A 22,819-nucleotide genomic window follows, 5' to 3' on the forward strand; every position below is an offset into this window, starting at 1 on the left:
AGCTCCTGAAAAAGGAGCAAAACCGGCCGTGCAGTCCCACACGACCGGCGCATCTGTTTACTCGTCCTGGGTGCGGATGGTCTCGCGGCCGTTGCGGTCTTTTACGCGGCCCAGGTCATGCTCAAGTGCGCGCACCAACTTCTCTGCCGCACCCGTGAAAGCGTCGGCCACTTTGTCGGCGTCGGCTGTGACGGTCACTGGCTGGCGACCGGCGGGGCGGGCTTCGAGGCGACAGCGCTTGTCGTTGGCGCCCGATTTGCCGCCATCCACATCCGAGAGGAAAACTTCTACGCGGGTGATGACGTCACGGAACCGGCCCAGGCGGGTCGTGGCCTCTTCCTGGATCCAGTGGGCCAGGGATTCGCCGCCTTGGATCTTGTTGTCGGTGTGCACTTGTACTTGCATGGATTCTCCTTTGGCATGGGCCGACACGGGGTGCCAGCATGAAAACGGGATCGGACAATGGCTACATCATGCCTGCAATGGCAGGCGTGAACTTGAGTCGGGTCAATGTCCAGGAGGAGCGGTGGGGCACGCAGCGTCAGCGCCAGGGTGGTTCACAGCTTGTCCAGGGCCACCGCAGCGGACCAGGGCGCACCGGGTGCCAGGGTGCGGGCTTCTTCCACCCGACTCTGCAGGCGCAGTGCGGCAGCATCGTCCGGGCAGCGCGCCAGCAGCGCTTGCAGGTGGCTTTGCGCCTCGTCCCACGCGCGGGCATGGAAGGCGTCGAGGGCCGCCTGCGCATGGCGGCAGACCGCAGCGTCATCGCAGGGCGTGAACACGCGCACAGGCACTGTCTTGCCTTTGACGACCACGTCGTCCAGCGGGCGCAGCGCCAAGTTGGAGGGCAGCAGCGCCGCCGTGTCGCCCGAGAGCAGGATGCCCGTGCCGAACGCCTTGTTGGCGCCTTCGAGCCGAGCGGCCAAGTTCACCGCATCGCCAATGGCCGTGTAGGAAAAGCGCTGCGCCGAACCCACATTGCCCACCACCACACGGCCGGTGTGCACGCCGATGCGCATGGCGATGCGGGGCAGTCCGCGTGCCTGCAGCGCGGCCGCCAGTGACTGCATGGCCTGCTGCATGGCAATGGCGGCGCGCACCGCATGCTCGGCATGCTGCGGGTCGGGCAGTGGTGCGCCCCAGAAGGCCATGACCGCGTCGCCGATGAACTTGTCCACGGTGCCGCCGCTGGCGTGCACGATGGGCGTCATGGCATTGAAGTAGAGGGTGAGCACCTCCACGGTTTGCTCTGCGCTCAAGTGTTCGGAAAGCGTCGTGAAGCCCGCCAGGTCGGTAAACAGCAGCGTGACCTCGCGTGCCTCGCCGCCCAGGCGCAGCAGCTCGGGCTGGGCGATCAGGCGCGAGACCACTTCGGGCGGGACGTATTGCGAGAACATGGCGCGCATCTGGCGTGCCTGCTGGCGTGTGCTGGCATAGCCCACCAGGGTCGTAGCGCCATACATTGCCACCGTCGCCGCCATCGGCAGCAGCGGCGCCAGCCAGCGCTCCGCCTTGAGAAACAGCAGCCATGACAGCAGGGCCATGCCGCCAACGAGCCCTGCCGCCAGCAACCCGACCGCACTGGGGTGCCAGCGCAGACTGGCAGGCAGCAGCAGGGCGAGCGCCAGCAGCACCAGCGCCAGCGACCCTGCTTCGGGCACCAGCCGCAACCCGTCGCCGCTGACCAGGTTGTCGAGCAGGGTCGCTTGCAGTTCCACGCCAGGAAAGAGGCGCTCGCCGCCCAGTGCAGCAAAGGGCGAATTGAAAAGGTCGGCCTGGCTGTGCTGCAAATCGCTGGCCGTGAGGGTGGAGCGGCCAATCAGCACCACCTTGCCGTGAAAGAAACCTTGTGGCAGCAGACCCGGCTCCAGTGCCTGGTAATACGAGCGCGTGTCGAAGGTGCCGCGCGGTCCACGGTAGGCAATGAATTCAGCAGGTGGCGCTGCCATGGCATGCAGCGCCGCAGTACCAGCCAGCGTGGCGGAAAAGCTGCCTTTGTCCTGTGGCATACGGCGCACGACGAAGTCGTCGTCGGGCTGCACCCCGGCATCGCCATGCTGGGCCCCGGCGTCGCGCAATGCCGCCAGCGGCAGTACCTCGGTCCACAGCGTTGCGCTGGCGCTTTCCACCTTTTCGCGTGTCGAGGCCAGCACCACCGGCAAGCCCGCTGCCGTGGCCGCCGCGAGCGACTGAGCGAATGCCGCGTCCTGGTCAGGCGCGCCGGGGTCGGCAAACACCACGTCAAAGCCCACGGCAAGGGCGCCGTCGTCGCGCAGGCGGTCGAGCACACGCGCATGCAAGCTGCGCGGGAACGGCCAGCTTTGTTGCACCTCCTGGAATGTGGGCTCGTCGATCGCCAGAACCACCACGGGCAGCGCGCTGCGGTGCGGGGCCGCCAGTGCGGTCCAGAGGTCGAAAGTCTTGAACTCCAGCGCATGCCATGGGCGACTGAGCGACGCGGCGCCCACCAGCAGCAGCGCCAGCAGCGCCGCATCCAGCAAGAGCGCGAGGCGTTTAGAACCGGTAGCGCGCATCGATCACGTAGCGGGACTTCTGGCGTGCGGATTTGGGGCCGAACAGGTTGAGCGCGCCCACACCAATCATCCAGTGCTTGTCGGTCGATTCCCAGAACCCGACCAGGTCCATGCTCCAGCCCGGTGGCCGGCGCGTGAGGTTGGCTTGGTCTTCAAAGCGCTCAGAACGGTACACCGTGCGGCCGCTCAGATAAACGCGCGCGCTGCTCGCCCAGGTGGTGCCCAGCACGAGCGTGTGGCGCGGGATGTAGGGAATGGCGTACGAGTTCGCCACCGTGGGCGCCGCGATCGATTCGTATTCGGAATCGCTGTGCTGGTAGTGGTATTTGCCATAGACCGACCAGCGGTGGTTCACCATGTGGCTCGCACCGAGTGCCAGCGCCTTGAGCGTGCCAGCGTAGTAGGTGGGCGTGTCTTCCAGCACATCGGTGCTGGAGAGGTTGACGAGCTGGGCGTTGCGCATTTCTTCCAGAAACGGCAGGCTGGGCGTGCGCAGGTCCACCCCCAGCGAGCCGGGGTTGCGCACGCGCAGATGGTCGGCGCGTGCGCTCAAAAAACTGTTGCTGCCCAACTCCTGGCTCCACTGCGCCACCAGGCGCTTGTGGCGCCCGCCCGCTTCGACCAGCCGGTCTTCCACGGCGATACCTGCCGTCTCGACCCGCGTCAGCGTGGAAACGCTCAAGGGGCGCAGCCAGTCCTGGTAGGCCAGGCGCAGCATTGCGCCGGGCGTTGGTTGCAGCACGGTGCCCAGGCGTGGGCTGAGCACGTGCCTGGTGTCGTGGCGCTCGGCCGTTTCGATGTTTTGAACCCCCGAGGTTGCCAATCGCAGAATGCTTGCACCGTCCACGTTCTGGCGAATCTGCTGCAGCGCCAAAGCGCCGTCCATCCGCAATGTGGGTGTCAGCTGCTGCTGACCGTCCAGGGTGATGCCGGTGTAGCGGCGGTCGATGGCATTCACGCCGCCGAAGTACAAGGTGTCCGAGAAGGTCCGCCCGTCGGAAACGGTGCTCAGCATGCCCACCCCCAGGCTCTCGCTGGCCTGTTTCTCCCTCACATGCTCCAACGCGATGCTCCAGCGCGTGCCGGGCTCCGGGTCGATGCTGTGGCGCAACTGCAGATCTGTCATCGCTTTGCGCGGGTTCATCGAAAAGGCGGCAACACCCGTCAGCGGCGCAAACTCGAACAGCGTCGGAAAGTTCGTGATGCGCGTGCCTTCGAGGCTGCGGCCCAGCTTGACCCAGGTCTGCTCGGTAGGGCTCCAGCGGTACGACAGGCCCAGCACGCCTTGCTGCGTGGTTTTGTCGGCCTCCGAGGCCAGCAGATTGTGGGCACGCAACTGGATGTCTGTGTGGTTGGCATAGGCAAACAGGTTGAGCCGTTCGCTCGGCTGCAAGCCCAAACCCAGCGTGAATATCCCCGCATCGGCCTCGGCGGAGCCGGTAGCGTCGTAAGAGGCGGGGCGGTTGGTGACGCCGACATCGATAGGGAAGCGGCTGCCTTGCGCCTTCTGCGCTTTCACGAACCACGACAGCGGGACCTGGCTGTTGTCCATGCCATTGAGTGTGATGGAGGGCGCGCTCAGGTGGTAGAACTCTTGTTCCTGCCAAGCGTCGACCGCCCCGTGGCTGCCCGGCTGCTGGAGCAGCGACGAGTAGCGCTGGCTGGCGCCAAAAGCCATCGGGTCGGTGAGAAAACCCTGGAACAGCTCCGAATTTTTATTGAACTCGCCGGGGTAGCGGTCGGCCAGGAACAGGTGGCTTGCGCCCCAGTAGGGCGAGAAGCTTTGCTGTGCAAGTTCCAGCGCCCAGTCTTCCATGCCGAAAAAGGCGAGCGACGCACCCAGGTTGGCGCTGCCTTTCTGGTCGTTGGCCAACTGGTTGAGCGACTTGAGATAAGGCATGCGCTCCACTGCGGCGCGCGCGGCCTGCACGGCTTCGCCGGGCTGGAACAGGTCGGTGTGGATCTGCGCCAGCAGCATGTACGCAAGGGGGTCTTTATCGTCCAGCGCGCTGGCCTGGTGCAGTGTGGTGATGGCGTCCTGGTGGCGGCCCAGCTGGTAGTAGGCGACAGCGGTCCAGGTGCGGGCGCGGGCGTAGCGCGGCTCCATCACACCGGCGCGCAGGAAATCGTCGAGAGCCGCCTCGGGCTGGCCCTGCTTGAGGCGCAGCAGCCCCTGGCCGGTGAGCGCCACGTAGTCGGCGGGGTGGTCTTCGAGTGCGCTGGCAAAGGCCGCCTCGGCCTCAGCGAAGCGGTTGGCAAAGGTCTCCAGCGTGCCGCGCTCACCCTGTGCACCTGCGATATGCGGGTCCAGCGCCAGCGCGTGTTGAAGATGCTGGCGGGCCGGGCCCGTGTTTTCGCGTTCGGTGTGCGCACTGCCCAGGCCCAGCCAGCCGCGGGCGTCCTGCGGTGCCAGCGCTGTCGCATCGGTGTAGGCCGACAGCGTGGCGGGGGCATCGCCCAGGCGGCGTGCGAGTGCGGCGCGGGCCAGCGCCAGCTCGGGGTCTTTGACATCCTTCGCGGCTGCCAGGGTGGCTTGGGCCTCGGGTATGCGGTCGCTCAACAACTGGGCGCGCGCCAGATGCGCCAGCAGGGCCGGGTGGGCGGGCCATTGCGCCAGTGCAGCGCGCAGGGTCAGTACGGCGGCCTGGCCTTCGCCGTCCATCAACTGCATATCAGACTGCATCAGCCACACCAACAGCGGTGGCTTGTGGGGCAACTGGCGCTCCAGCAGTGCGCGGGCTTGCCGCCATTCGCCCGCTTGCAGCGCAATGGCGGCGTCCATCGCGGCCACCCATTGTGGTGGGGTGCTGGCGCGCACCGGGTCCAGTGCGGCGCGTGCGGCGGTGGTGTCGCGGGCGGTCAGCGCGGCGCGCACGGGCTCGAGCGCCGCAGGCAGCGGCGCGGCCGTCAGGTGCGGCACCGGGTCGGCCTGCAGGGCATTGACCCACTGCACGCGGTCGCGCGGCTGGCCCAGCAGCAGCTTGAGAGGCGCCTTGCCCACTTCGGCATAGGCTGCTTCACTGGCGCCGACAGCAATGCGGCCCTGGTCGTTGCCGAAGTCCACCGTGCCCGAGAGCACCGTCAGCAGGGTTCGGCCATCGGGCTCCACGCTGATGTGCCAGTCTGTGCCCCGGATGGCGGCGGTGGCGGCAGGGGTCTCCATTTGCAGTGGGCTGCCGACCGGGCGGCGTGTCTGCGTCCAGGCGCGGCCAGCGTTCAGGCGCAGCGTGGTCACGGGCTGGCCCGCCGTGGCGATGGTCTTGACCTGCAGAACCGTGTTCTGGTGCAGGCGCAACTGGGTTTCATCGGAGAACACCAGGGCCATGCGGGCGGCCTCGCGGGTGCGCACGAAATCTCCCGGTGCCAGCGCCTGTGCGCGCCGCGCCGGGCGCCAGTCGGAAGTGCTGGCGCCGCGCTGGTCGCCCAGGCCCTCCAGGCTGACGATTTCGGCGGCAGCACCGGGCGGCACGGCCGCCAAACCCTGCAGGGGCCAGGTCAGCGCCAGCAGCGCGGAAAGAACGGAACGATGGGGCAGCGGCAGACGCATGGGAGCTCCTCCAAGGGTCTGGCAGATGTAACGTGCCAGTAACGCCTGAAATTATGCGTTGGAAGGCGCGCGCTGCATCGTTGGCTTTCGAGTGAAAAGCAACACAAAATCACGAATGCCGCAGTAGAAAAGCAGGTCGTGGCCTGCTCCTACAGCACCAGAGCGGGTGCAGTGCTACAAAGAAGCATGTTTGCACCGCGCCGTCTCAAGATCGGTCTGTCGGCCTGTTTCCAGCACGCTGACCCCGAACGCTCGCTTTTCACTGGAAAGACACTGCAGTATGTGGAGCAGTCTATTGCCCACTGGATCATGTCTGCCGGGGCCATGGTGGTTATGGTGCCGTGTCCCACGGGTGAGACGGCACGTGGTGATGTGACCCTGGCGCACTATGCCGACTGGCTCGATGGGGTGGTGATGCACGGCGGTGCCGATGTCTGGCCCGGCAGCTACGGCGAAGTGCCCATGCGCGACGAATGGCAGGGCGACCGTGTGCGCGACCTGTACGACCTGGCCGTGGTCGAGGCCTTCGCCCAGGCGGGCAAACCCATTTTTGGCGTGTGCCGGGGGCTGCAACTCATCAACGTGGCGTTTGGCGGCACGCTGTACCAAGACCTGCAGGTGCAGCACCCTGGGGCGCAGCTGCACCGCAACGCCAGCACCTACGACCAGCATTTCCATGACATCGACATCGTGCCGGGTACCCGCCTGGCGCAGCTGTACCCGGGGCAGCGGCGTGTGTGCGTCAACAGCATCCACCACCAGGGCATCAAGCAGCTCGCGCCTGACTTTGTGGTCGAGGCCTACAGCCACCCTGACGGTGTGCCCGAGGCGATCCGCCGCCGCCCGGGGCGCGGGCGGGGCGGCTACATTGCGGCGACGCAGTGGCACCCCGAGTTCCACAAGGCAGGCACCCAAACCGTGGACGATACGGCCATCCTGCGCGATTTCCTGAACGCCTGCACGGCGGCCCATTCTTTCCCGTTCCCGGGCCACAGCCCCCTGCATATCCGCGACCGCGCCGCCCGCCTGCTGCGCCAGGCGCTGCTGCGCCAGGATTGATATTTACATTAAAAATAGCCTCTAACGCTTACTGGGTAAGCGCTGACAGCTATCAAAAAAGATTTTCAGGCGGGTGAATGTTCCACTGCTGCCAAGGGGTGTCCACCGCGTTACAGGAGCTTCGGCGCCGTGCGCAGTAGCATGGCCCAACACGCCGCTACCTCTGCGCGCACCCCCTTTTTACTGGAGCATTTCATGCTGAATTTCGAGTTCTATAACCCCACCCGCATCGTCTTTGGCCAGAACAAGGTGGCCGAGCTGGCGCGCCTGGTACCGCTGGAAGCCCGTGTGCTGGTGCTCTACGGCGGCGGCAGCGCGCGCAGCACCGGAACGCTCGCTGAAGTGCTGGCGGCTCTGGGCGAGCGCACCGTGTTCGAGTTTGGCGGCATCGAGCCCAACCCCACCTACGAAACGCTTTCGCGCGCCGTGGACATGGCGCGTGCCGAGCGCATCGACTATCTGCTGGCGGTGGGGGGCGGATCGGTGCTTGACGGCAGCAAATTCGTCGCGGCTGCCGTGCCGTTTGAGGGCGACACCTGGAGCATCCTGGAAAAGCGCGGCGGCAACATCACCCGCGCCCTGCCCATGGGCGCCGTGCTCACCCTGCCCGCCACCGGCTCCGAGATGAACAGCGGCGGCGTGGTGACGCGCAAGGCCACGCATGCCAAGCTGGCCTTCTCCAGCCCGCTGTGCTTTCCGCAGTTTTCGGTGCTCGACCCCACCAAGACCTACACGCTGCCCCCTCGGCAGATTGCCAACGGCCTGGTGGATGCTTTTGTGCACACCATGGAGCAGTACCTGACCTACCCGGTGAACGCCCCGGCGCAAGACCGGTTTGCCGAAGGCCTGCTGCAAACCCTGATCGAGCTGGCGCCGCGCGCCATGCAGGAGGGAGAGCCCGACTACGACAACCGCGCCAGCCTGATGTGGACGGCTACGCTGGCCCTCAACGGGTTGATTGGCGCCGGTGTGCCGCAGGATTGGGCGACGCACATGATCGGCCACGAGCTGACCGCGCTCTACGGCATCGACCATGCGCGCACGCTGGCCATCGTGCTGCCGCAGGTGATGCAGGCGCGGCGTGAGGCCAAGCGCGAGAAGCTGCTGCAGTACGCCGCGCGCGTTTGGCAGATCACCGAGGGCAGCGACGACGAGCGCATCGACGCGGCCATTGCCCGCACGGCGCAGCTCTTTGAAAGCGTGGGCATTCCTACCCGGCTATCGGCCTACCAATTGGGCGGTGAGGCGGTGGATGCGGTAGTGAAAGCCCTGACCGAGCACGGCATGGTCAAGCTGGGCGAGCAGCGCGCCATCACGCCAGAAATCAGCCGGGCGATTCTCGAAGCCGCACTCTGAAACGGGTGGGCCACCCAGGGCGGCGGGGCGCGCGCCGCTTGATGGCTACCCTTGTCCCGGGTGTCGGTAGCTGCCCGGTGGTGCGCCGGTCCATCCCTTGAACGCGCGCTGGAAGGCGGCGCTGTCGGAAAACCCCAGTTCGCCTGCCAGCACCGCCAATGGAACCTGGCTGCTGTTGAGCCGCGCAATGGCCATGTCGCGCCGCAGGCTGTCCTTGACGGCGCGAAACGAGGTGTGCTCTTCGGCCAGGCGGCGCTGCAAGGTGGAGACGGCCATGTTCAATGCTGCAGCGCACGATGCGAGGCTGGGCCAATGGGGCTGCTCCCGCAGCAGGTGGGAGCGTACCCGTGCGGGCAGGGAGCCTTCACCACGGCGGGGAATGATGATCTGGGTCTGGGCTTCGGCCAGGAAACTTCGCAGCGCCGCCTCGTCGCGCCGCACGGGCGTTTGCAAGCGTCGGCTGTCGAACCAGAATGCGCAGCAGGGTTGGTCGAACACCACGTTCCCTGGAAACAGCTGCGCGTAACTGCTGGCGTGGGGCGGGCGCGGGAAGGCGAAGTCAAAGCGATGCACCGGCAGGCGTCCACCGGCCAGCCAGGCCAGCAGGCGCCAGAACACGCGCAGCATCAGTTCGTACAAAAAGACCGGGTAGGCCGCTGTGGGGTTGGCAGGACGCAGCGCTACTGCGCTCAGGCTCCCTTCGTGCAGGAGGTCCATGCACAGGTCATCCTGCACCAGTCCAAAGGCGCGCACCAGGCGCCGCAGCGCCACGCCCAGGGTGCCCGCGCCCAGCGTGCTGCGAGCCAGCAAGGCCAGTGTGCCCGGCCGCAGAGGCCGTGAGAGAAACCCCAGGGCTTCATCCCCCGATCGCTCCATCAGCACCTGCAGCAGGCGCGCGTACTGATCGGCCGTGACGCGGGCAGACGGGTGGTCCAGCAAAGCCGGCGCAATACCTGCCGCAGCCAGCCACTCCTGCGTCGGCTGCTTCGCCGCCGCCAAGCCGGCCAGCATGCTGTGCACGAAAACGATGGGAATGCTCGATGGAGGAGAAAGCATGCACGGACACTCGCCTACAGAGGGGATTGTGAGGTGTTCTGCCATCAGAACGGTGCCTGTTGCCATCGCCCGAAAGGCACCCGGTTTGTACCATGGGCCGAGAAGAAAAGCGTTGCTGATTCCCTTCCACTTTAGGAGACAAACCCCATGTACCTGACCCAAAGCCTGCACCGCTCGGTGCAACAGCACCCCCACCGCATCGCTGTGCGCTGGGGTGAGCAGACACGCACTTTTGGCGAGTTTGCCGATCGTGTGGCGCGTTTTGCCGGAGCGCTGCAAAAGCTCGGCGTGCAGAGCGGCGACCGCGTGGCCATGCTGTCGCTCAACTCCGAGCGCTACCTGGAATACCAGATGGCTGTGCCCTGGGCGGGGGCGGTACTCAATCCTTGCAACATCCGCTGGTCGCCCGCAGAAATCCTGTATTCACTGGAAGATTCGGGCTCGACCGTTCTGCTGGTGGATGAAACCTTCAAGGGCATGGTGGCACAGTTCCGGCGTGAATCGACCACGCTGCGCGAGTTCATCTACTGTGGCGATGGCGAAACGCCCGAGGGCATGCACGGCTACGAAGCATTGGTGGCGCAGACTGCACCAGTGGCTGACGCGCTGCGCCGGGGGAATGACTTGGCTGGCATCTTCTACACCGGCGGCACCACGGGCTTCCCCAAGGGCGTGATGCTGAGCCACAACAACCTGTGCAGCTCGGGCCTGGCGGTGCGGGCCGAAGGCCTGGCGCGCCCGGGGGGCACCTACCTGCACGCTGCGCCCATGTTCCACCTGGCCGACATGGGCCTGGCGTTCCCGCACTGGGTGGAAGGCAATACGCATTCCATCATCCCGGCGTTTGACCCGGCCAAGGTGCTCGACACCATCGAGCAGCACCGCGTGACCAACCTGTGCCTGGTGCCCACCATGATCCAGATGATGCTGGACCATCCCAGCATGGGCCCGCACCGCGACCTGAGCTCCCTGCGCACCGTGTTCTACGGCGCCTCGGCGCTGCCCGATGCCTTGCTGCTGCGTGCTCAAAAAGCGATTCCCCAGGCCGAGGTGTTCCAGGGCTTCGGCATGACCGAACTCTCGCCTGTGGGCACCATCTTGCCGTCGACTTACCTGGCAGAAGAAAACCGGCACCTGGGCAAGTTGGGTTGCTCTGGCCGCGCTACGTTTTGCACCGAAGCCAAGATCGTCGATGGCGAAGGAAACGAAGTGCCGCGCGGCACGGTGGGCGAGATCATCGTGCGTGGCCCCAACGTGATGATGGGCTACTGGAATCAGCCTGAACTCACGGCTGCTGCGCTGCGCGACGGCTGGATGCACACCGGCGACGGAGGTCGCATGGACGCGGACGGTTTCGTCACCGTGGTCGATCGCATCAAGGACATGATCAAGACCGGTGGCGAGAACGTCTTCTCGGCCGAGGTCGAAAACGCCCTGGCCAAACACCCGGCCGTGGTGATGAGTGCGGTGATTGCCATTCCCGACCCGCAGTGGGGCGAGGCCGTGCATGCGGTGGTGGTGCTCGCGCCTGGGCAGCAGGTGACCGCCGAAGAAATCATTGCGCACTGCAAGACCTTGATCGCTGGTTACAAGAGCCCGCGCAGCGTTGCGTTCGTGGATGCGCTGCCGATGACGGGAGCCGGAAAAATTCTCAAAACCAAACTGCGCGAGCCCTTCTGGAAAGGCCGCGAGCGCGCTGTCGCATAACCACTTTCCCTTGTGATCCAGGAGACTTTCATGAACCGTGATGTATTCGTATGCGGGGTCGGCATGATCCCATTCACCAAGCCGGGCGCCAACGAGCCCTACCCCCAGATGGCGGCGCATGCCACCCGCGCGGCCCTGCAAGATGCAGGGGTCCGCTACGACCAAGTGCAGCAGGCCTATGTCGGCTATGTGTATGGCGACTCCACCTCCGGCCAGCGCGCGCTGTACGAGGTGGGCATGACCGGCATTCCCGTGGTCAACGTCAACAACAACTGTTCTACCGGTTCGACCGCGTTGTTCCTGGCGCGCCAGGCCGTGGCCAGTGGCGCCGCCGACTGCGTGCTGGCGCTGGGTTTCGAACACATGAACCCGGGGGCCCTGGGCGCCGTGTTCAATGACCGCCCCAGCCCGTTCGAGCGGTTCGACGCTGCCACCGACGAACTCGTGCAGTCCGATCTGCCACTGGCACTGCGCTACTTTGCTGGCGCAGGAAAAGCGCACATGGACGAGTTCGGTACGCCGCTTTCCACCTTTGCCAAGATCCGCGCCAAGGCCAGCCGCCACGCCGCCAACAACCCGCTGGCCGTGTTTCGCACCGTGGTCACCGAGCAGGAGGTGATGGAGGCCAAGATGCTGTGGCCCGGCGTGCTGACCCGCCTGATGGCTTGTCCGCCCACCTGCGGCGCAGCCGCTGCCATCGTGTGCTCGGCCGCCTTTGCGCAAAAGCACGGCCTGGACCAGCGCGTACGCATCAAGGCGCAGGCGATGACGACCGACAAGCCCGTCACCTTCGAAGCCCGCGACATGCGCGAAGTGGTCGGTTTCAGCATGGCCCGCGACGCCGTCCAGCAGGTGTACGAGGCGGCAGGCATCGGCCCGCAGGACATCGACGTGGTGGAGCTGCACGACTGCTTTGCGCAGAACGAACTGCTCAGCTACGAGGCCCTGGGCCTGTGCCCCGTGGGCGGTGCTGAAAAGTTTGTCGACGACGGCGACAACACCTACGGCGGCAAGGTCGTCACCAACCCTTCGGGCGGCTTGCTGAGCAAAGGCCACCCACTGGGCGCCACGGGTCTGGCGCAGTGCTTTGAACTCACGCACCAGCTGCGCGGCACAGCCGAGCAGCGCCAAGTGGATGGTGCGCGCCTGGCGCTGCAGCACAACCTGGGTCTGGGCGGCGCCTGCGTCGTCACCCTGTATGAAAAAGCTTGAAGCGGAGCGCTGACATGATTGACAAAAAATGGATTGGCCATGCACTGCCACCGTCCGAAATGGCGCTGGACCGCAGTCGCCTGCGCTTTTTTGCCAAGGCCATTGGCGAAACTGCGCCCGAGTACACCGACGTGCAGGCCGCGCAATCGGCGGGCTACGCCGACCTGCCGGCTCCGCCCACCTTCCTCTTTGGCGCGGAACTCGATTCGGGCGCCACCGACGCGCTGTTGACCCTGCTGGACGTGCCCATCGCCAAACTGCTGCACGGTGAACAGAGCTTCACCTACCACCGCAGCGCCTGCGCGGGCGACACCATCACGGTGCGCTCCGAAATCGGCGATATCTATGACAAGAAAAATGGCGCACTGGAATTTGTCGTCAAGACCTCCCGCGCCACCAATCAAAAGAACGAGCTCGTGGCCGAGATGCGCACGGTGCTCGTGGTTCGCCACTGACGGGAGAACGCCATGACATTCAAGACACCTAGCTTTGCGCAGATCCAGGTCGGCGACACCCTGCCCGACCTGCAACCGCCACCGGTTGACCGCACCACGCTGGCGCTGTTTGCCGGGGCGTCGGGCGACCACAACCCCATGCACATCGACATCGATGTCGCACGCCGCGCCGGCATGCCCGATGTGTTTGCCCAAGGCATGTTGGGCATGGCCTGGCTGGGCCGCGTAGTCACCGCGTGGGCGCCGCAAAGCCAGTTGCGCACATTCGATGCACGTTTTCAGGGCATCACGCACCTGGGCAACGCCATGCGCTGCAGCGGCCGCATCGTCGAGAAGCTCGAGCACAACGGCGAGCACTGCGTGCGCATCGAGCTCACCAGTGCCAACCAGTTTGGCCAAACCAAAATCGTCGGCGAGGCCCTCGTGGCGCTGGCCTGAACCCACACAAGGAACCCCATGACAAAGAAACTCGAAGGCAAGGTCGCCCTCATCACCGGCTCGGGCCGCGGCATCGGCCGCTCCATCGCGCTCAAGCTCGCCAGCGAAGGCGCGCATGTCGTCGTCAATGACCTCGACGAAGCCCCCGCGCAAGAAGTCGTCGCGGCCATCCGCGCTGCCGGTGGGCAGGCCGTGGCCTGCATTGGCAGCGTGACAGCGCCCGATTTTGCCGAGCGCTTCATCGGCACGGCGGTGAGCGCATTCAAGGGCCTGGACATCATCGTCAACAACGCTGGCTACACCTGGGACAACGTGGTGCAGAAGATGACCGACGAGCAGTGGTACGCCATGCTCGATGTGCACCTGACGGCGCCGTTTCGCATCCTGCGCGCCGCGCAGCCCGTTATCCGTGCGCTCTCCAAGCAGGAAAAGGAAGCGGGTAAGAGCGTGGTGCGCAAGGTGGTCAACATCTCGTCGGTGGCCGGCCTGTTCGGCAACGCCGGCCAGACCAACTACTCCACGGCCAAGGCCGGTATCGTCGGCATGACGCAGACGCTGGCCAAGGAATGGGGCCGCATGAACGTGACCGTCAACTGCGTGGCCTATGGCTTCATCAAGACGCGCTTGACGGTGAGCGCCGACAGCGACGCCACCGAGAACATCGATGGCCGCGAGATCAAGGTGGGCGTCAATCCCGACCTGATGGCGGCCATGGAACGCTCGATTCCGCTGGGCCGTGGCGGCACGCCCGACGAGGCCGCGGGGGCCGTGTACCTGCTGTGCATCCCCGAATCCGACTATGTGAGCGGCCAGACGCTGATGTGCAGCGGTGGCCTGACGGGGATTTGATGCCATGAGCCTGCTGCCCCAACTGCATCGCCACGCCTGGATGGATGAAGACATCGAAGCGTTCAGAGAACAGGCCAGGCGTTTCATCACCAACGAGCTGGTGCCGCACCTGGACGGCTGGCGCCGCCAGGGGTTCATCCCGCGCGAGGTCTGGCGCCCGTTTGGCGAACTGGGGTTCCTGCTGCCCGAGATGCCCGAGGCGTATGGCGGCGCAGGCGCCAACCTGGCCTACCAGCTGGTGGTGCAGGACGAACTGGCCCGCGCCGAAGTGCCCGCCAACACGGCCGTGCACACCATTGCCGCGCACTACATCCTGGACTACGGCACCGAGGAGCAAAAGCAGCGCTGGCTGCCCCGGCTGGCCAGCGGAGAGATGCTCGCGGGTATCGCACTGACCGAGCCCGGCTGTGGCTCCGATCTGAAAGCGCTGCGCACCAAGGCCAGCAAAGACGGTGACCACTATGTGATCGACGGCGCCAAAACCTTCATCACCAACGGCTTCACTGCCAACTTGCTGGTGGTCGCCGTGCGCACCGGTGGGCCGGGCAGCAGCGGTGTCTCGCTGGTGGTGCTGGAGACCGAAAGCCTGCCCGGCTTTCGTGTCGGCAGGCGGCTGGAGAAGCTGGGCCAGCATGCGTCGGACACCGCCGAGCTGTTCTTTGACGGCGTGCGCCTGAAAGCGGACCAGTTGCTCGGCGGGCAGGAAGGCCAAGGCTTTCGCCAACTGATGAGCCAGCTGCCCTACGAGCGCCTGCTGCTGGCCGTGCCCGCTGCGGCGGTGATCGAGCGGGCCGTCGAATTGACGGTGGAGTACACCAAAGGCCGCAAGGCGTTCGGTCAGAGCGTGTTCGACTTCCAGAACACCCGCTTCAAGCTGGCCGAATGCGCCACCCTGGCCCATGTGGTGCGCAGTTTCGTGAACGACTGCATCCAGCGCCTGCTCGACGGGACGTTGGACGACGAAGCCGCCTACATGGCCAAGTGGTGGTGCACCGAGCAGCAGGGCAAGGTGACCGACGAATGCCTTCAGCTCTTCGGCGGCTATGGCTACATGGCCGAGTACCCGATTGCGCGCCTGTATGCTGATGCCCGCATTCAACGCATTTACGGAGGCACTACGGAAATCATGAAAGACTTGATTGCACGGAGACTGGGCACATGAGCGCGCCGCTGTCTTCCCCTCTCGCCGGCATCCGCATCGTCGAATTCGAAGGCATCGGCCCCGGCCCGCTGGCCGCGCGCATGCTGGCCGATATGGGCGCTGAGGTCACGGTGATTGCCCGCCCGCAGCAGGGCGCTGTGGCGGCGCAACTCGGCGGCAGCGGTGACAACCCCTTGCGGCGCGGCAAAACCGTGGTGCTGCTCGACCTCAAGCAGGAGGCGGCCCGTGCCGAGGCCCTGGCCCTGGTGGCCCAGGCTGATGCGCTGATCGAAGGCAACCGCCCCGGCGTGATGGAGCGCCTAAAGCTTGGCCCGGCCGAGTGCGCACAGGTCAATCCGCGCATCGTCTACGGCCGCATGACCGGCTGGGGCCAGAGCGGCCCGCTGGCACAGACGGCCGGGCACGACCTGAACTACGTGGCGCTGACCGGCATGCTCTCGCTCTCGGCGCACCGGGGCGAGCGGCCTATCGTGCCGCCCACGGTGGTGGGTGATGCGGGGGGCGCGCTGGGCCTGGCGTTTGGCATGGTCTGCGCCATTCTGGAAGCCAAAACCAGCGGCCAGGGCCGCGTGGTGGACGCCGCCATCGTTGACATCGTGGCCATGCTGGGCGGCATTGCGCAGTGGATTCGCGGCAGTGGCCAGCTGGACGGCCCGCACCCCAGCCCGTTCCACGATTCGCCCTTCTACGACGTGTACCGCTGCGCCGATGGCGGCAGCATCACGCTGGGCGCGCTGGAGCCGCAGTTCTACGCGCTGCTCCTGCAAAAGCTCGGTTTGGGCGACGTAGATCTGAAGCGCCAGTTTGACCCGCGCACCTGGCCTGCCCTCAAAGACCGCCTGACGGCCCTCTTTGCCAGCCAGCCGCGCGCGCACTGGGATGCCTTGCTGGAAGGCACGGACGTGTGCTTTGCGCCGGTGCTCAGCGTGGCGCAGGCAGCAGAGCACCCGCACAACGTGGCGCGGGGTACCTACGTGCGCACGGCGGGCGCAGGCTTTGACGTGGCGCCTGCGCCGCGCTTTCTGCCGCTCGATGGCAAGGCCGGATAGACAGCGATGAAAGCCGGACTGCGCATTGTTCTGGCCCTGCTGGCCCTGTTGGTGCTCGCCACCGCAGCGCTGCTGGCCTGGGCCTGGGCGCCCGATCTCGCACCCGCCGACGTGGAGAAACGCTGGGCGCAGGCACCGTCCACCTTCATCGGGGTGGACGGCCAGCGCGTGCACCTGCGCGACGAAGGCCCGAGGGATGACCCCGCGCCCCTCGTGCTGGTCCACGGCACGTCTGCGAGCCTGCACACCTGGGACGGCTGGGCCGAGGAACTGCGCAAAACCCGCCGGGTGATCCGCTTCGATTTGCCGGGCTTTGGCCTCACCGGGCCCAATGCCGCTGACGATTATTCGATGACCGTCTATGTGCGCTTGGTGCTGGCGCTGCTCGACCAGTTGGGTGTGCAGCGTTTTGTCATCGGCGGCAATTCGCTCGGCGGCGAAGTCGCCTGGGCCACGGCGCACGCCGCGCCGCAGCGGGTGGAAAAGCTCATTCTGGTGGACGCTGCGGGCTATGCCTTTGAGCCCGAATCGATGCCACTGGCCTTTCGGGTGGCACGCACACCGGGCCTGAGTGCACTGATGGGCTATCTGCTGCCACCCGGCATGGTCGAAAAATCGGTGCGTAATGTCTATGGCGATCCGGGGCGGGTCACGCCCGACCTGGTGCAGCGCTATAGCGACCTGGCCCGCCGCGCGGGCAACCGCCATGCGCTGGCGGTGCGCATGGCCCAGCGCAACACGGGCCGCGAGCAGGACATCCGCGGCCTGCAACTGCCCACGCTCATTTTGTGGGGCCAGCACGACCGGCTGATACCGCCTGTGAACGGCGACCGTTTTGCGGCGGACATTGAAGGCTCGCAGCTCGTCGTGTTTGAAGGCCTGGGCCATGTGCCGCAGGAAGAAGACCCGGCCGCGACGGTGGCGGTGGTGCAGCGGTTTTTGCAGCGGTGAGGGCGGTGGGGCCTGGCCTCACCTCTCTGCGCGGCGTCGTTTTACAAGCCGAGCGCTGCTTGCAAAAAATTTGATGGTTTTTTTGCCTCTAGCGCTTGTCAGGTAAGCGCTAGCAGCTATAAAAATGATAGTTTTTAATGCTGGTGGCCATGCGCGCCATGCACATGGCGGTGGGCGATTTCTTCGGCACTTGCCGCGCGCACTTCAGTCACTTTGCAGCTGAACTTCAGCGCCTGTCCCGCCAGCGGGTGGTTGCCGTCCAGGTGCACTTCGGGGCCCTTGATCTTGACCACGTTGAACACCTGGGGCTGGCCTTCGTTGTCCACCGCCTGTAGTTGTCCGCCCACCTTCACGCCCGGGGGGAACTCGCTCTTGGGGATGGTGCGCACCAGGCCCTCATCGCGCTCGCCAAAGGCGTCTTCCGCGGCCAGATCGAGTGCGGTGCTGAAGCCTACGGCCTGGCCTTCCAGCGCGGCTTCGACCTTGGGGAAGATGTTTTCGTAGCCGCCATGCAGGTACGACAGGCTGCCCCCGTCCAGCGGCTTGCCCTGGGGCGTGGTGACTTTGTAGGTGATGGTGACGGCAGAGTCTTTGGTGATGGCCATGGTGTAGCTTGCGCTTTCAGTGGAGGGAAACAGCGCGGCGGTGCGGTGGGCCGAGCCCTGGCATCCGCGTGCGCATCAAAAGCGTCGATTGTCCACGAGGCGCCCTCGATCCGCACGCCTGCCGAACAGGGCCCGTGGCGCGCAGCCTATCCGCCAGCCACGGCCTCAGCGGGGCGCTCTTCCTGCGTTTGCCCCGGGTAGCGCGCAAACCGCCGCGCCTCGGTGCCGTGCACCGGATCCTGCTCGGGCCAGGGCCAACCGCCGAACTGGGTGCGGCGGTAGTCCTGCAGGGCCTGCATGATCTCCTGCTGGGTGTTCATCACAAACGGGCCGTATTGCGCAACGGGCTCGGCAATAGGCTGGCCTTGCAGCACCAGGCATTCCACGGGCGTGGCGCCGGTGTTGGTCAGTGGCCAGTCCTGGCCCGCCACCAGCTCCAGCGCGGCATGCTGGCCCACGTCCTGCGGCCCCACGCGCAGGCCCTCGCCCATGAAGAAGTACAGCATGCGGCGCGTGCCTTGGCCTTGTGCAGCGGGCAGCGTCCACTGGGCGCCGGGGTCCATGCGCAGCGTCCAGATGGCCACGTCGGCCTCGGGCTGCGAGGTCCACGACTCCGGGGGCGGTGCCAGCGGGCTGGGCGCTCCCGGCAGTGCACCGGCCACCACCGTTACCGTGGTCGCGCGCCCAGCGTCGTCGTGGTGGACGAGGCGCGGAATGCGCTCGTTCCACAGCATGGTGAAGTGCGGCTCCACCATCTTGTTGCGCGCGGGCAGGTTCAGCCAGATCTGGAACAGCTCCAGCGGATTGGGTTCGCTGGCGCTCAGCAGCGGGAACATCTCGGAATGCACGATGCCCTTGCCGGCGGTGACCCACTGCACATCGCCGCCGCCAAACCGCGCCGCAGCGCCCAGCGAGTCGGAATGGTCGATGAGGCCCTTGCGCACCAGCGTCACGGTTTCAAAGCCCCTGTGCGGGTGGCCCGGAAAGCCCGGCACGGTGTCGCCGTGGTACATGCTCCAGCCGTCCTTGCGGCTGAAGTCGCTGCCGATCTGGCGGTCTTCAATGGGCACGGCGGGGCCGAACGCGGCGTTGCCTGCGGGGTAGGCATCGTCATGGTGAGCGCAGAAAAGAAACGGGTCGAGCGTGGGCCACTGCGGGCCCAGCGGCTGGCTGTTTAGAACGGGGGTGGTGTGTTGCGACATGGCGTGGCTCCTTCCCTTCTATTGGACCGGTGATCGGCCTGCACGAAAAGCCCCCCGTGGTGGGACAGTGCGTTGCATTGTTGAGACGGCTTGGGAAGAAGGCTCTTTGGTGCTGCCTGGCTGCACGCAAGGGCCGATGCCTTCAGTGGTCAGACACAGATAGAGCAAAAAAGTGCCTTTGGCGCCCGCGTATCAAGCGTTAAAAGCTACAAAATAAATAGCAATTGAAGGTGTATCAGCGCCCCACCACCGACCAGCCCGCTTGCTGGTTCTTCTTGTCGTTCTCGTACTCCCAGGAGGTACCGCAGTGGTCGCACTGGTAGCGGGTGATGGTGACAGTGCCGGTCGGGCGGTCTTCCTTGCGGTTGCCGCGCTGCACCAGTTCGGCATGGCCGGGCGCACGGCGCCAGTTGCGCTGGATGCCCTTGCAGGCCTCGCACAGTTCCATCGGGTTCAGTTCGCGCTGTCGGGCCAGTTCTTTGGTCATGGGGTGAAAGCCCTGGGGGGCTGTGGTGGGGTGGATTTGCGCAGGGCGGGGCGGCTACTGTAAGGCACTTGCGCACCCAAAGACACAGTGCGGGGCCGGATTACAAGCCAAAACGGGCTTCCGGCGCTGGACCGTAAAGCGCTCACAGCGATCAAATCACATGATCAACACCTTGACCATGCGGGCGTTGTGCAGCACCACGCCCTGCCGCTCGGCCTGCTGGCGCGCCTGCACCACAAAGCCGCAGGCGGCAAAGAAAGGCTCTGCCGTCAGGCTCACGTCGGCGTGCAACTGGGCGATACCGCGCTGTGCAGCCTGTGCGTGGATGTGGCCCATGAGCGCACGGGCCACGCCCTGCCCGGCAAACGCTGGCGCGACAAAGAACTGGTCGATGTACCCGCTGGCCTGCAGATCTGCAAATCCAGCCACCGCCCCGGTGTCCGGCACCTGGGCGATGAAGGGCTGGTTGGCCTGCATGCGCCGGGCCCACTGCACCGTGTCGTAGTCCTGTGGAGCCCAGGCGGCGAGCTGCTCGGGGGTGTATTCCTTGTGGGCGAGGCCGTGCACCGCTGCGTGGAAAAGCGCCCGCAAAGCGGGTTCGTCGCCCGGGCGGAAAGTACGAATGTGAAGGGCGGGCATGGTGGGTAAGGGGCGGGCCTGGTCTGGGTGCAGCGCACGTGCAAAAAGGGCGCGATTGTGCCGCAGTCGGGCCACAACGGCCTCAGGCCGGACTGGCCATGCGCAGCCTGCGCGCGGCCTCTTCATCGCGCGCGTCGTCGATTTCGCGCAGCACGGCCTGCATGTCCACGTCAACGCGCTCGGGCGCGTAGCGGCCGGTCAGCGTGGTTTCGTTGCTCAGCAGGCCGCTCTGGTACAGGCTCCAGATCTCGGGGCCGTATTGGGTGGTGCGCAGCTCGGGTGCAAACTGGCCAAAGAAATTGCGCAGGTTGGCCACGTCGCGCAGCAGCATGCGCTGCGCGTGGTTGTTGCCTGCGGCGTCCACGGCCTGGGGCAGGTCGATGATGACGGGCCCATCGTGGCCCTCTTCGCCGTCAATGCCAGGCAGGTGCGCCAGCAGGATGTTGAACTCCGACAAATCACCGTGCACCACGCCCGCGCACAGCATGCGCACCACTTCGGCCACCAGCGTCGCGTGGTGGGCGCGGGCGTCTTCCGGGGAAAAGGCCACATCGTTCAGGCGTGGGGCCGCATCGCCGTGGGCGTCGGTCACCAGTTCCATGAGCAGCACGCCGTCGTGGAAATTGAACGGCTGCGGCACGCGAACGCCCGCAGCGGCCAAGCGGTACAGCGCGTCGACCTCGGCGTTCTGCCAGGCGGCCTCTTGCTCCTGCCGGCCAAACTTGCTGCCCTTGGCGATGGCACGCGCCGAGCGCGAGTTTTTGACCTTGCGGTTCTCGGTGTAGTCCACTGCCTGGCGAAAGCTGCGGTTGTTGGCCTCTTTGTAAATCTTGGCGCAGCGGGTTTCGTCGCCACAGCGCACCACAAAAACCATGGCTTCCTTGCCGCTCATCAACTGGCGAACCACGGTGTCGATCAGGCCTTCGTCGATGAGGGACTGCAGGCGGGAGGGTGCTTTCATGGGCGGTATTTTGCGCGCTGGGTGAAAGACATGGGGTGGGGTCTGGCTCCTCGCTACCGGCGTGCGCTGCGCGAGCGATTACGCAGCCGCATCCAGGCGGTGCACACCACCGTGGCCACGCACCTCCCGCAGGCGCTGGTGCGCTGCACCGTCGCCCTCCACCGGCAACTGGTGCTTTGCCTGCAGGTAGTGGTGGGTGAACACCTCCAGATAGGCATCAAGCACCTGCGCCACCTGGGGCTCGCCTGCCAGCTCCAGGCACAGGGCGGCGACCTCGGCGGTGCAAAACTGGTCACCGCGGCGCGCGCGGCGCAGGCGGTAGCGCGAGATCTGATCGGGCGCGAGGCTGAGCACCGGAAAGCGGTCCAGGTACGGGCTTTTGCGGAACATCTTGCGCGCCTCGGGCCAGGTGGCGTCCAGCAGGATGAACAGCGGGCGCTGGGCTGTGGCGCCTGCGGTGTGCGCGGCAGGCCGCAGCTGGGTGAGCACACGCGCCGCATCGACAAATTCGCCGGGGAACACCACATAAGGCTGCCACTGCGGGTCGGCCAGCAGCGCCAGCAGCGCGGGGTCGACCTCGGTGCGCGCCCAGCCAAAAGCAAAGGTGTCGGGCACCACATCGGCAATCAGCCAGCCGGTGTTGCTGGGCTTGAGCGGCTCGATGTCGGCCATCAGCAAACACACGCCCGCGTGGGTGGCCATGCCGGGGTGCAGCGCACACAGGCAGTGGCTGGGCACCAGGCGGCAGCCCGGGCAGCGCTCGCCGTGCGGGCCGCCCCGGGCCAGAAAAGGTTTGGCGCTGCGCGCCAGGCGGGCGGCGCGTAGGCGCGATACGGCGTGCGGCGCTGCGGGAGTGATCGCCTCAGCCCCCGTCACAGCCCGCTCGCGTGTTCCAGCTCGAACAGCGGCACCTCGGCCTGGCGGCTCAGCCACACGCCGCCGCCCAGTTCTAGGCAGCCTTCCGCCAAGCCCCGGCGGTACAGCTCGGCGCGGTGGCGAAACACGCGGTGGTCGGTCAGGTCTTCGTCGATGGTGTCGCGCTCATAGTCCTCGCGCGAGACGGCCTCGACATACAGCGCGCCTTTGCTCAGGCGCCCCAGGTTGTGCAGCGCCCGCTTCAGGTCGGGCGGGCTCAGGTAGGGCAACACGCCCTGGCAGATGACGAGGTCAAACGGCGCATCGGCCGCATAGTCCACCACCGAACCCTGCTGCCAGCCAAAACGTTCGCACAGGTAGGGGCTGAACTCCACGCCCTGGTACGCCGCCCCCGGAAAATGCTGCGCCACGATACCTTTCCACAGGCCTATCCCGCAGCCCATGTCGAGCACGCGCTGCACCGGCACGCGCAGGTATTTGAGGTAGCTGCACACAAAGGTGCCCAGCCGCTCCATGTGCGCCGGGTCCACCACACTGGTTTTCTTGTCGAAGTAAAAGCGCTGGTAGTACGCCTCGTCGAAGGTGGTGGCGCTGGCTGATTTCAATGACGCATCCTTTTTGCGGAAAAAAAGGCCCGTGCACCGCCACGGCGCCAGGCTAAAAACACGGGCACA

Annotated in this window: 21 protein-coding genes; 10 read left to right on the forward strand and 11 right to left on the reverse strand. The window is 66.0% G+C overall.

The genetic code is table 11. From position 1 onward, the window contains the following. Nucleotides 1-57: 57 nt before the first annotated feature. The 3 genes from ACYVOC_RS00720 to ACYVOC_RS00730 form a co-directional block, all read right to left on the reverse strand. The gene (locus ACYVOC_RS00720; protein ID WP_116006199.1) at nt 58-405 is read right to left on the reverse strand and encodes an HPF/RaiA family ribosome-associated protein; all 348 of its coding nucleotides are present in this window, start codon (nt 403-405) and stop codon (nt 58-60) included. A gap of 152 nt (nt 406-557) precedes the next feature. Then, the gene (locus ACYVOC_RS00725) at nt 558-2,534 is read right to left on the reverse strand and encodes a CHASE2 domain-containing protein (RefSeq protein ID WP_461160543.1); all 1,977 of its coding nucleotides are present in this window, start codon (nt 2,532-2,534) and stop codon (nt 558-560) included. Continuing rightward, nucleotides 2,515-6,081, reverse strand: a complete 3,567-nt coding sequence (locus ACYVOC_RS00730) for a TonB-dependent receptor domain-containing protein (RefSeq protein ID WP_461160544.1) — start codon at nt 6,079-6,081, stop codon at nt 2,515-2,517. The genes ACYVOC_RS00725 and ACYVOC_RS00730 overlap by 20 nt, the downstream gene beginning before the upstream one ends. A 186-nt stretch (nt 6,082-6,267) precedes the next feature. Between ACYVOC_RS00730 and ACYVOC_RS00735 the strand changes: the two genes are divergently transcribed. Together ACYVOC_RS00735 and ACYVOC_RS00740 are read left to right on the forward strand one after the other, a co-directional pair. Next, nucleotides 6,268-7,140 (forward strand): gamma-glutamyl-gamma-aminobutyrate hydrolase family protein, encoded by an 873-nt coding sequence (locus ACYVOC_RS00735; protein ID WP_116005373.1) that lies wholly within the window; start codon nt 6,268-6,270, stop codon nt 7,138-7,140. Between the two features lie 195 nt (nt 7,141-7,335). Beyond that, nucleotides 7,336-8,496 (forward strand): iron-containing alcohol dehydrogenase, encoded by a 1,161-nt coding sequence (locus tag ACYVOC_RS00740; protein WP_461160545.1) that lies wholly within the window; start codon nt 7,336-7,338, stop codon nt 8,494-8,496. Nucleotides 8,497-8,541: 45 nt separating this feature from the next. On the opposite strand, the gene ACYVOC_RS00745 is transcribed toward ACYVOC_RS00740, so the two are convergent. Further along, complete coding sequence (locus ACYVOC_RS00745) at nt 8,542-9,552, reverse strand: AraC family transcriptional regulator (protein ID WP_461160546.1); 1,011 nt, start codon at nt 9,550-9,552, stop codon at nt 8,542-8,544. A gap of 147 nt (nt 9,553-9,699) precedes the next feature. Here ACYVOC_RS00745 and ACYVOC_RS00750 point away from each other — a divergent pair, with 147 nt between their 5' ends. Genes ACYVOC_RS00750 through ACYVOC_RS00785 form a run of 8 tightly spaced genes read left to right on the forward strand, consistent with a single transcriptional unit; the run spans nt 9,700 to nt 17,375 of the window. Next, on the forward strand, nt 9,700-11,259 hold the full coding sequence (locus ACYVOC_RS00750; RefSeq protein WP_461160547.1) for a long-chain-fatty-acid--CoA ligase: 1,560 nt from the start codon (nt 9,700-9,702) through the stop codon (nt 11,257-11,259). A gap of 30 nt (nt 11,260-11,289) precedes the next feature. Beyond that, nucleotides 11,290-12,471 (forward strand): lipid-transfer protein, encoded by a 1,182-nt coding sequence (locus ACYVOC_RS00755; protein ID WP_461160548.1) that lies wholly within the window; start codon nt 11,290-11,292, stop codon nt 12,469-12,471. A 14-nt stretch (nt 12,472-12,485) separates the two neighbouring features. Next, on the forward strand, nt 12,486-12,926 hold the full coding sequence (locus ACYVOC_RS00760) for a MaoC family dehydratase N-terminal domain-containing protein (protein ID WP_116005368.1): 441 nt from the start codon (nt 12,486-12,488) through the stop codon (nt 12,924-12,926). Between the two features lie 12 nt (nt 12,927-12,938). Further along, the gene (locus tag ACYVOC_RS00765) at nt 12,939-13,364 is read left to right on the forward strand and encodes a MaoC/PaaZ C-terminal domain-containing protein (protein WP_461160549.1); all 426 of its coding nucleotides are present in this window, start codon (nt 12,939-12,941) and stop codon (nt 13,362-13,364) included. Nucleotides 13,365-13,382: 18 nt separating this feature from the next. After that, the gene (locus ACYVOC_RS00770) at nt 13,383-14,213 is read left to right on the forward strand and encodes an SDR family NAD(P)-dependent oxidoreductase (RefSeq protein ID WP_119109765.1); all 831 of its coding nucleotides are present in this window, start codon (nt 13,383-13,385) and stop codon (nt 14,211-14,213) included. Between the two features lie 10 nt (nt 14,214-14,223). Next, on the forward strand, nt 14,224-15,375 hold the full coding sequence (locus ACYVOC_RS00775; RefSeq protein WP_461160567.1) for an acyl-CoA dehydrogenase family protein: 1,152 nt from the start codon (nt 14,224-14,226) through the stop codon (nt 15,373-15,375). Then, nucleotides 15,372-16,424, forward strand: a complete 1,053-nt coding sequence (locus ACYVOC_RS00780; RefSeq protein WP_461160550.1) for a CaiB/BaiF CoA transferase family protein — start codon at nt 15,372-15,374, stop codon at nt 16,422-16,424. Before ACYVOC_RS00775 ends, ACYVOC_RS00780 begins: the two co-directional genes overlap by 4 nt. A gap of 6 nt (nt 16,425-16,430) precedes the next feature. After that, nucleotides 16,431-17,375, forward strand: a complete 945-nt coding sequence (locus ACYVOC_RS00785; RefSeq protein ID WP_461160551.1) for an alpha/beta fold hydrolase — start codon at nt 16,431-16,433, stop codon at nt 17,373-17,375. Between the two features lie 134 nt (nt 17,376-17,509). Here ACYVOC_RS00785 and ACYVOC_RS00790 read toward each other — a convergent pair whose 3' ends face one another. The 7 genes from ACYVOC_RS00790 to ACYVOC_RS00820 form a co-directional block, all read right to left on the reverse strand. After that, nucleotides 17,510-17,980 carry an FKBP-type peptidyl-prolyl cis-trans isomerase gene (locus ACYVOC_RS00790; protein WP_116005363.1) on the reverse strand — a complete coding sequence of 157 codons (471 nt, stop codon included), beginning with the start codon at nt 17,978-17,980 and terminating at the stop codon, nt 17,510-17,512. A 146-nt stretch (nt 17,981-18,126) separates the two neighbouring features. Then, complete coding sequence (locus tag ACYVOC_RS00795; protein ID WP_461160552.1) at nt 18,127-19,182, reverse strand: pirin family protein; 1,056 nt, start codon at nt 19,180-19,182, stop codon at nt 18,127-18,129. 235 nt (nt 19,183-19,417) lie between these two features. Continuing rightward, nucleotides 19,418-19,669 carry a hypothetical protein gene (locus tag ACYVOC_RS00800; RefSeq protein WP_461160553.1) on the reverse strand — a complete coding sequence of 84 codons (252 nt, stop codon included), beginning with the start codon at nt 19,667-19,669 and terminating at the stop codon, nt 19,418-19,420. A gap of 156 nt (nt 19,670-19,825) precedes the next feature. Then, nucleotides 19,826-20,308: a GNAT family N-acetyltransferase gene (locus ACYVOC_RS00805; protein WP_116006197.1), complete on the reverse strand. Its 483-nt coding sequence runs from the start codon at nt 20,306-20,308 to the stop codon at nt 19,826-19,828. Between the two features lie 82 nt (nt 20,309-20,390). Further along, a complete protein-coding gene (locus tag ACYVOC_RS00810) occupies nt 20,391-21,269 on the reverse strand; it encodes a PA4780 family RIO1-like protein kinase (RefSeq protein ID WP_461160554.1) in 879 nt (292 codons plus the stop codon). Between the two features lie 78 nt (nt 21,270-21,347). Beyond that, entirely contained in the window at nt 21,348-22,145 is a 798-nt protein-coding gene (locus ACYVOC_RS00815; protein ID WP_461160555.1) for a tRNA-uridine aminocarboxypropyltransferase, read from the reverse strand. Then, nucleotides 22,142-22,750 (reverse strand): methyltransferase domain-containing protein, encoded by a 609-nt coding sequence (locus tag ACYVOC_RS00820; protein WP_116005358.1) that lies wholly within the window; start codon nt 22,748-22,750, stop codon nt 22,142-22,144. The genes ACYVOC_RS00815 and ACYVOC_RS00820 overlap by 4 nt, the downstream gene beginning before the upstream one ends. Nucleotides 22,751-22,819: the final 69 nt, after the last annotated feature.

The sequence above is a fragment of the Simplicispira piscis genome (genome assembly GCF_054783455.1).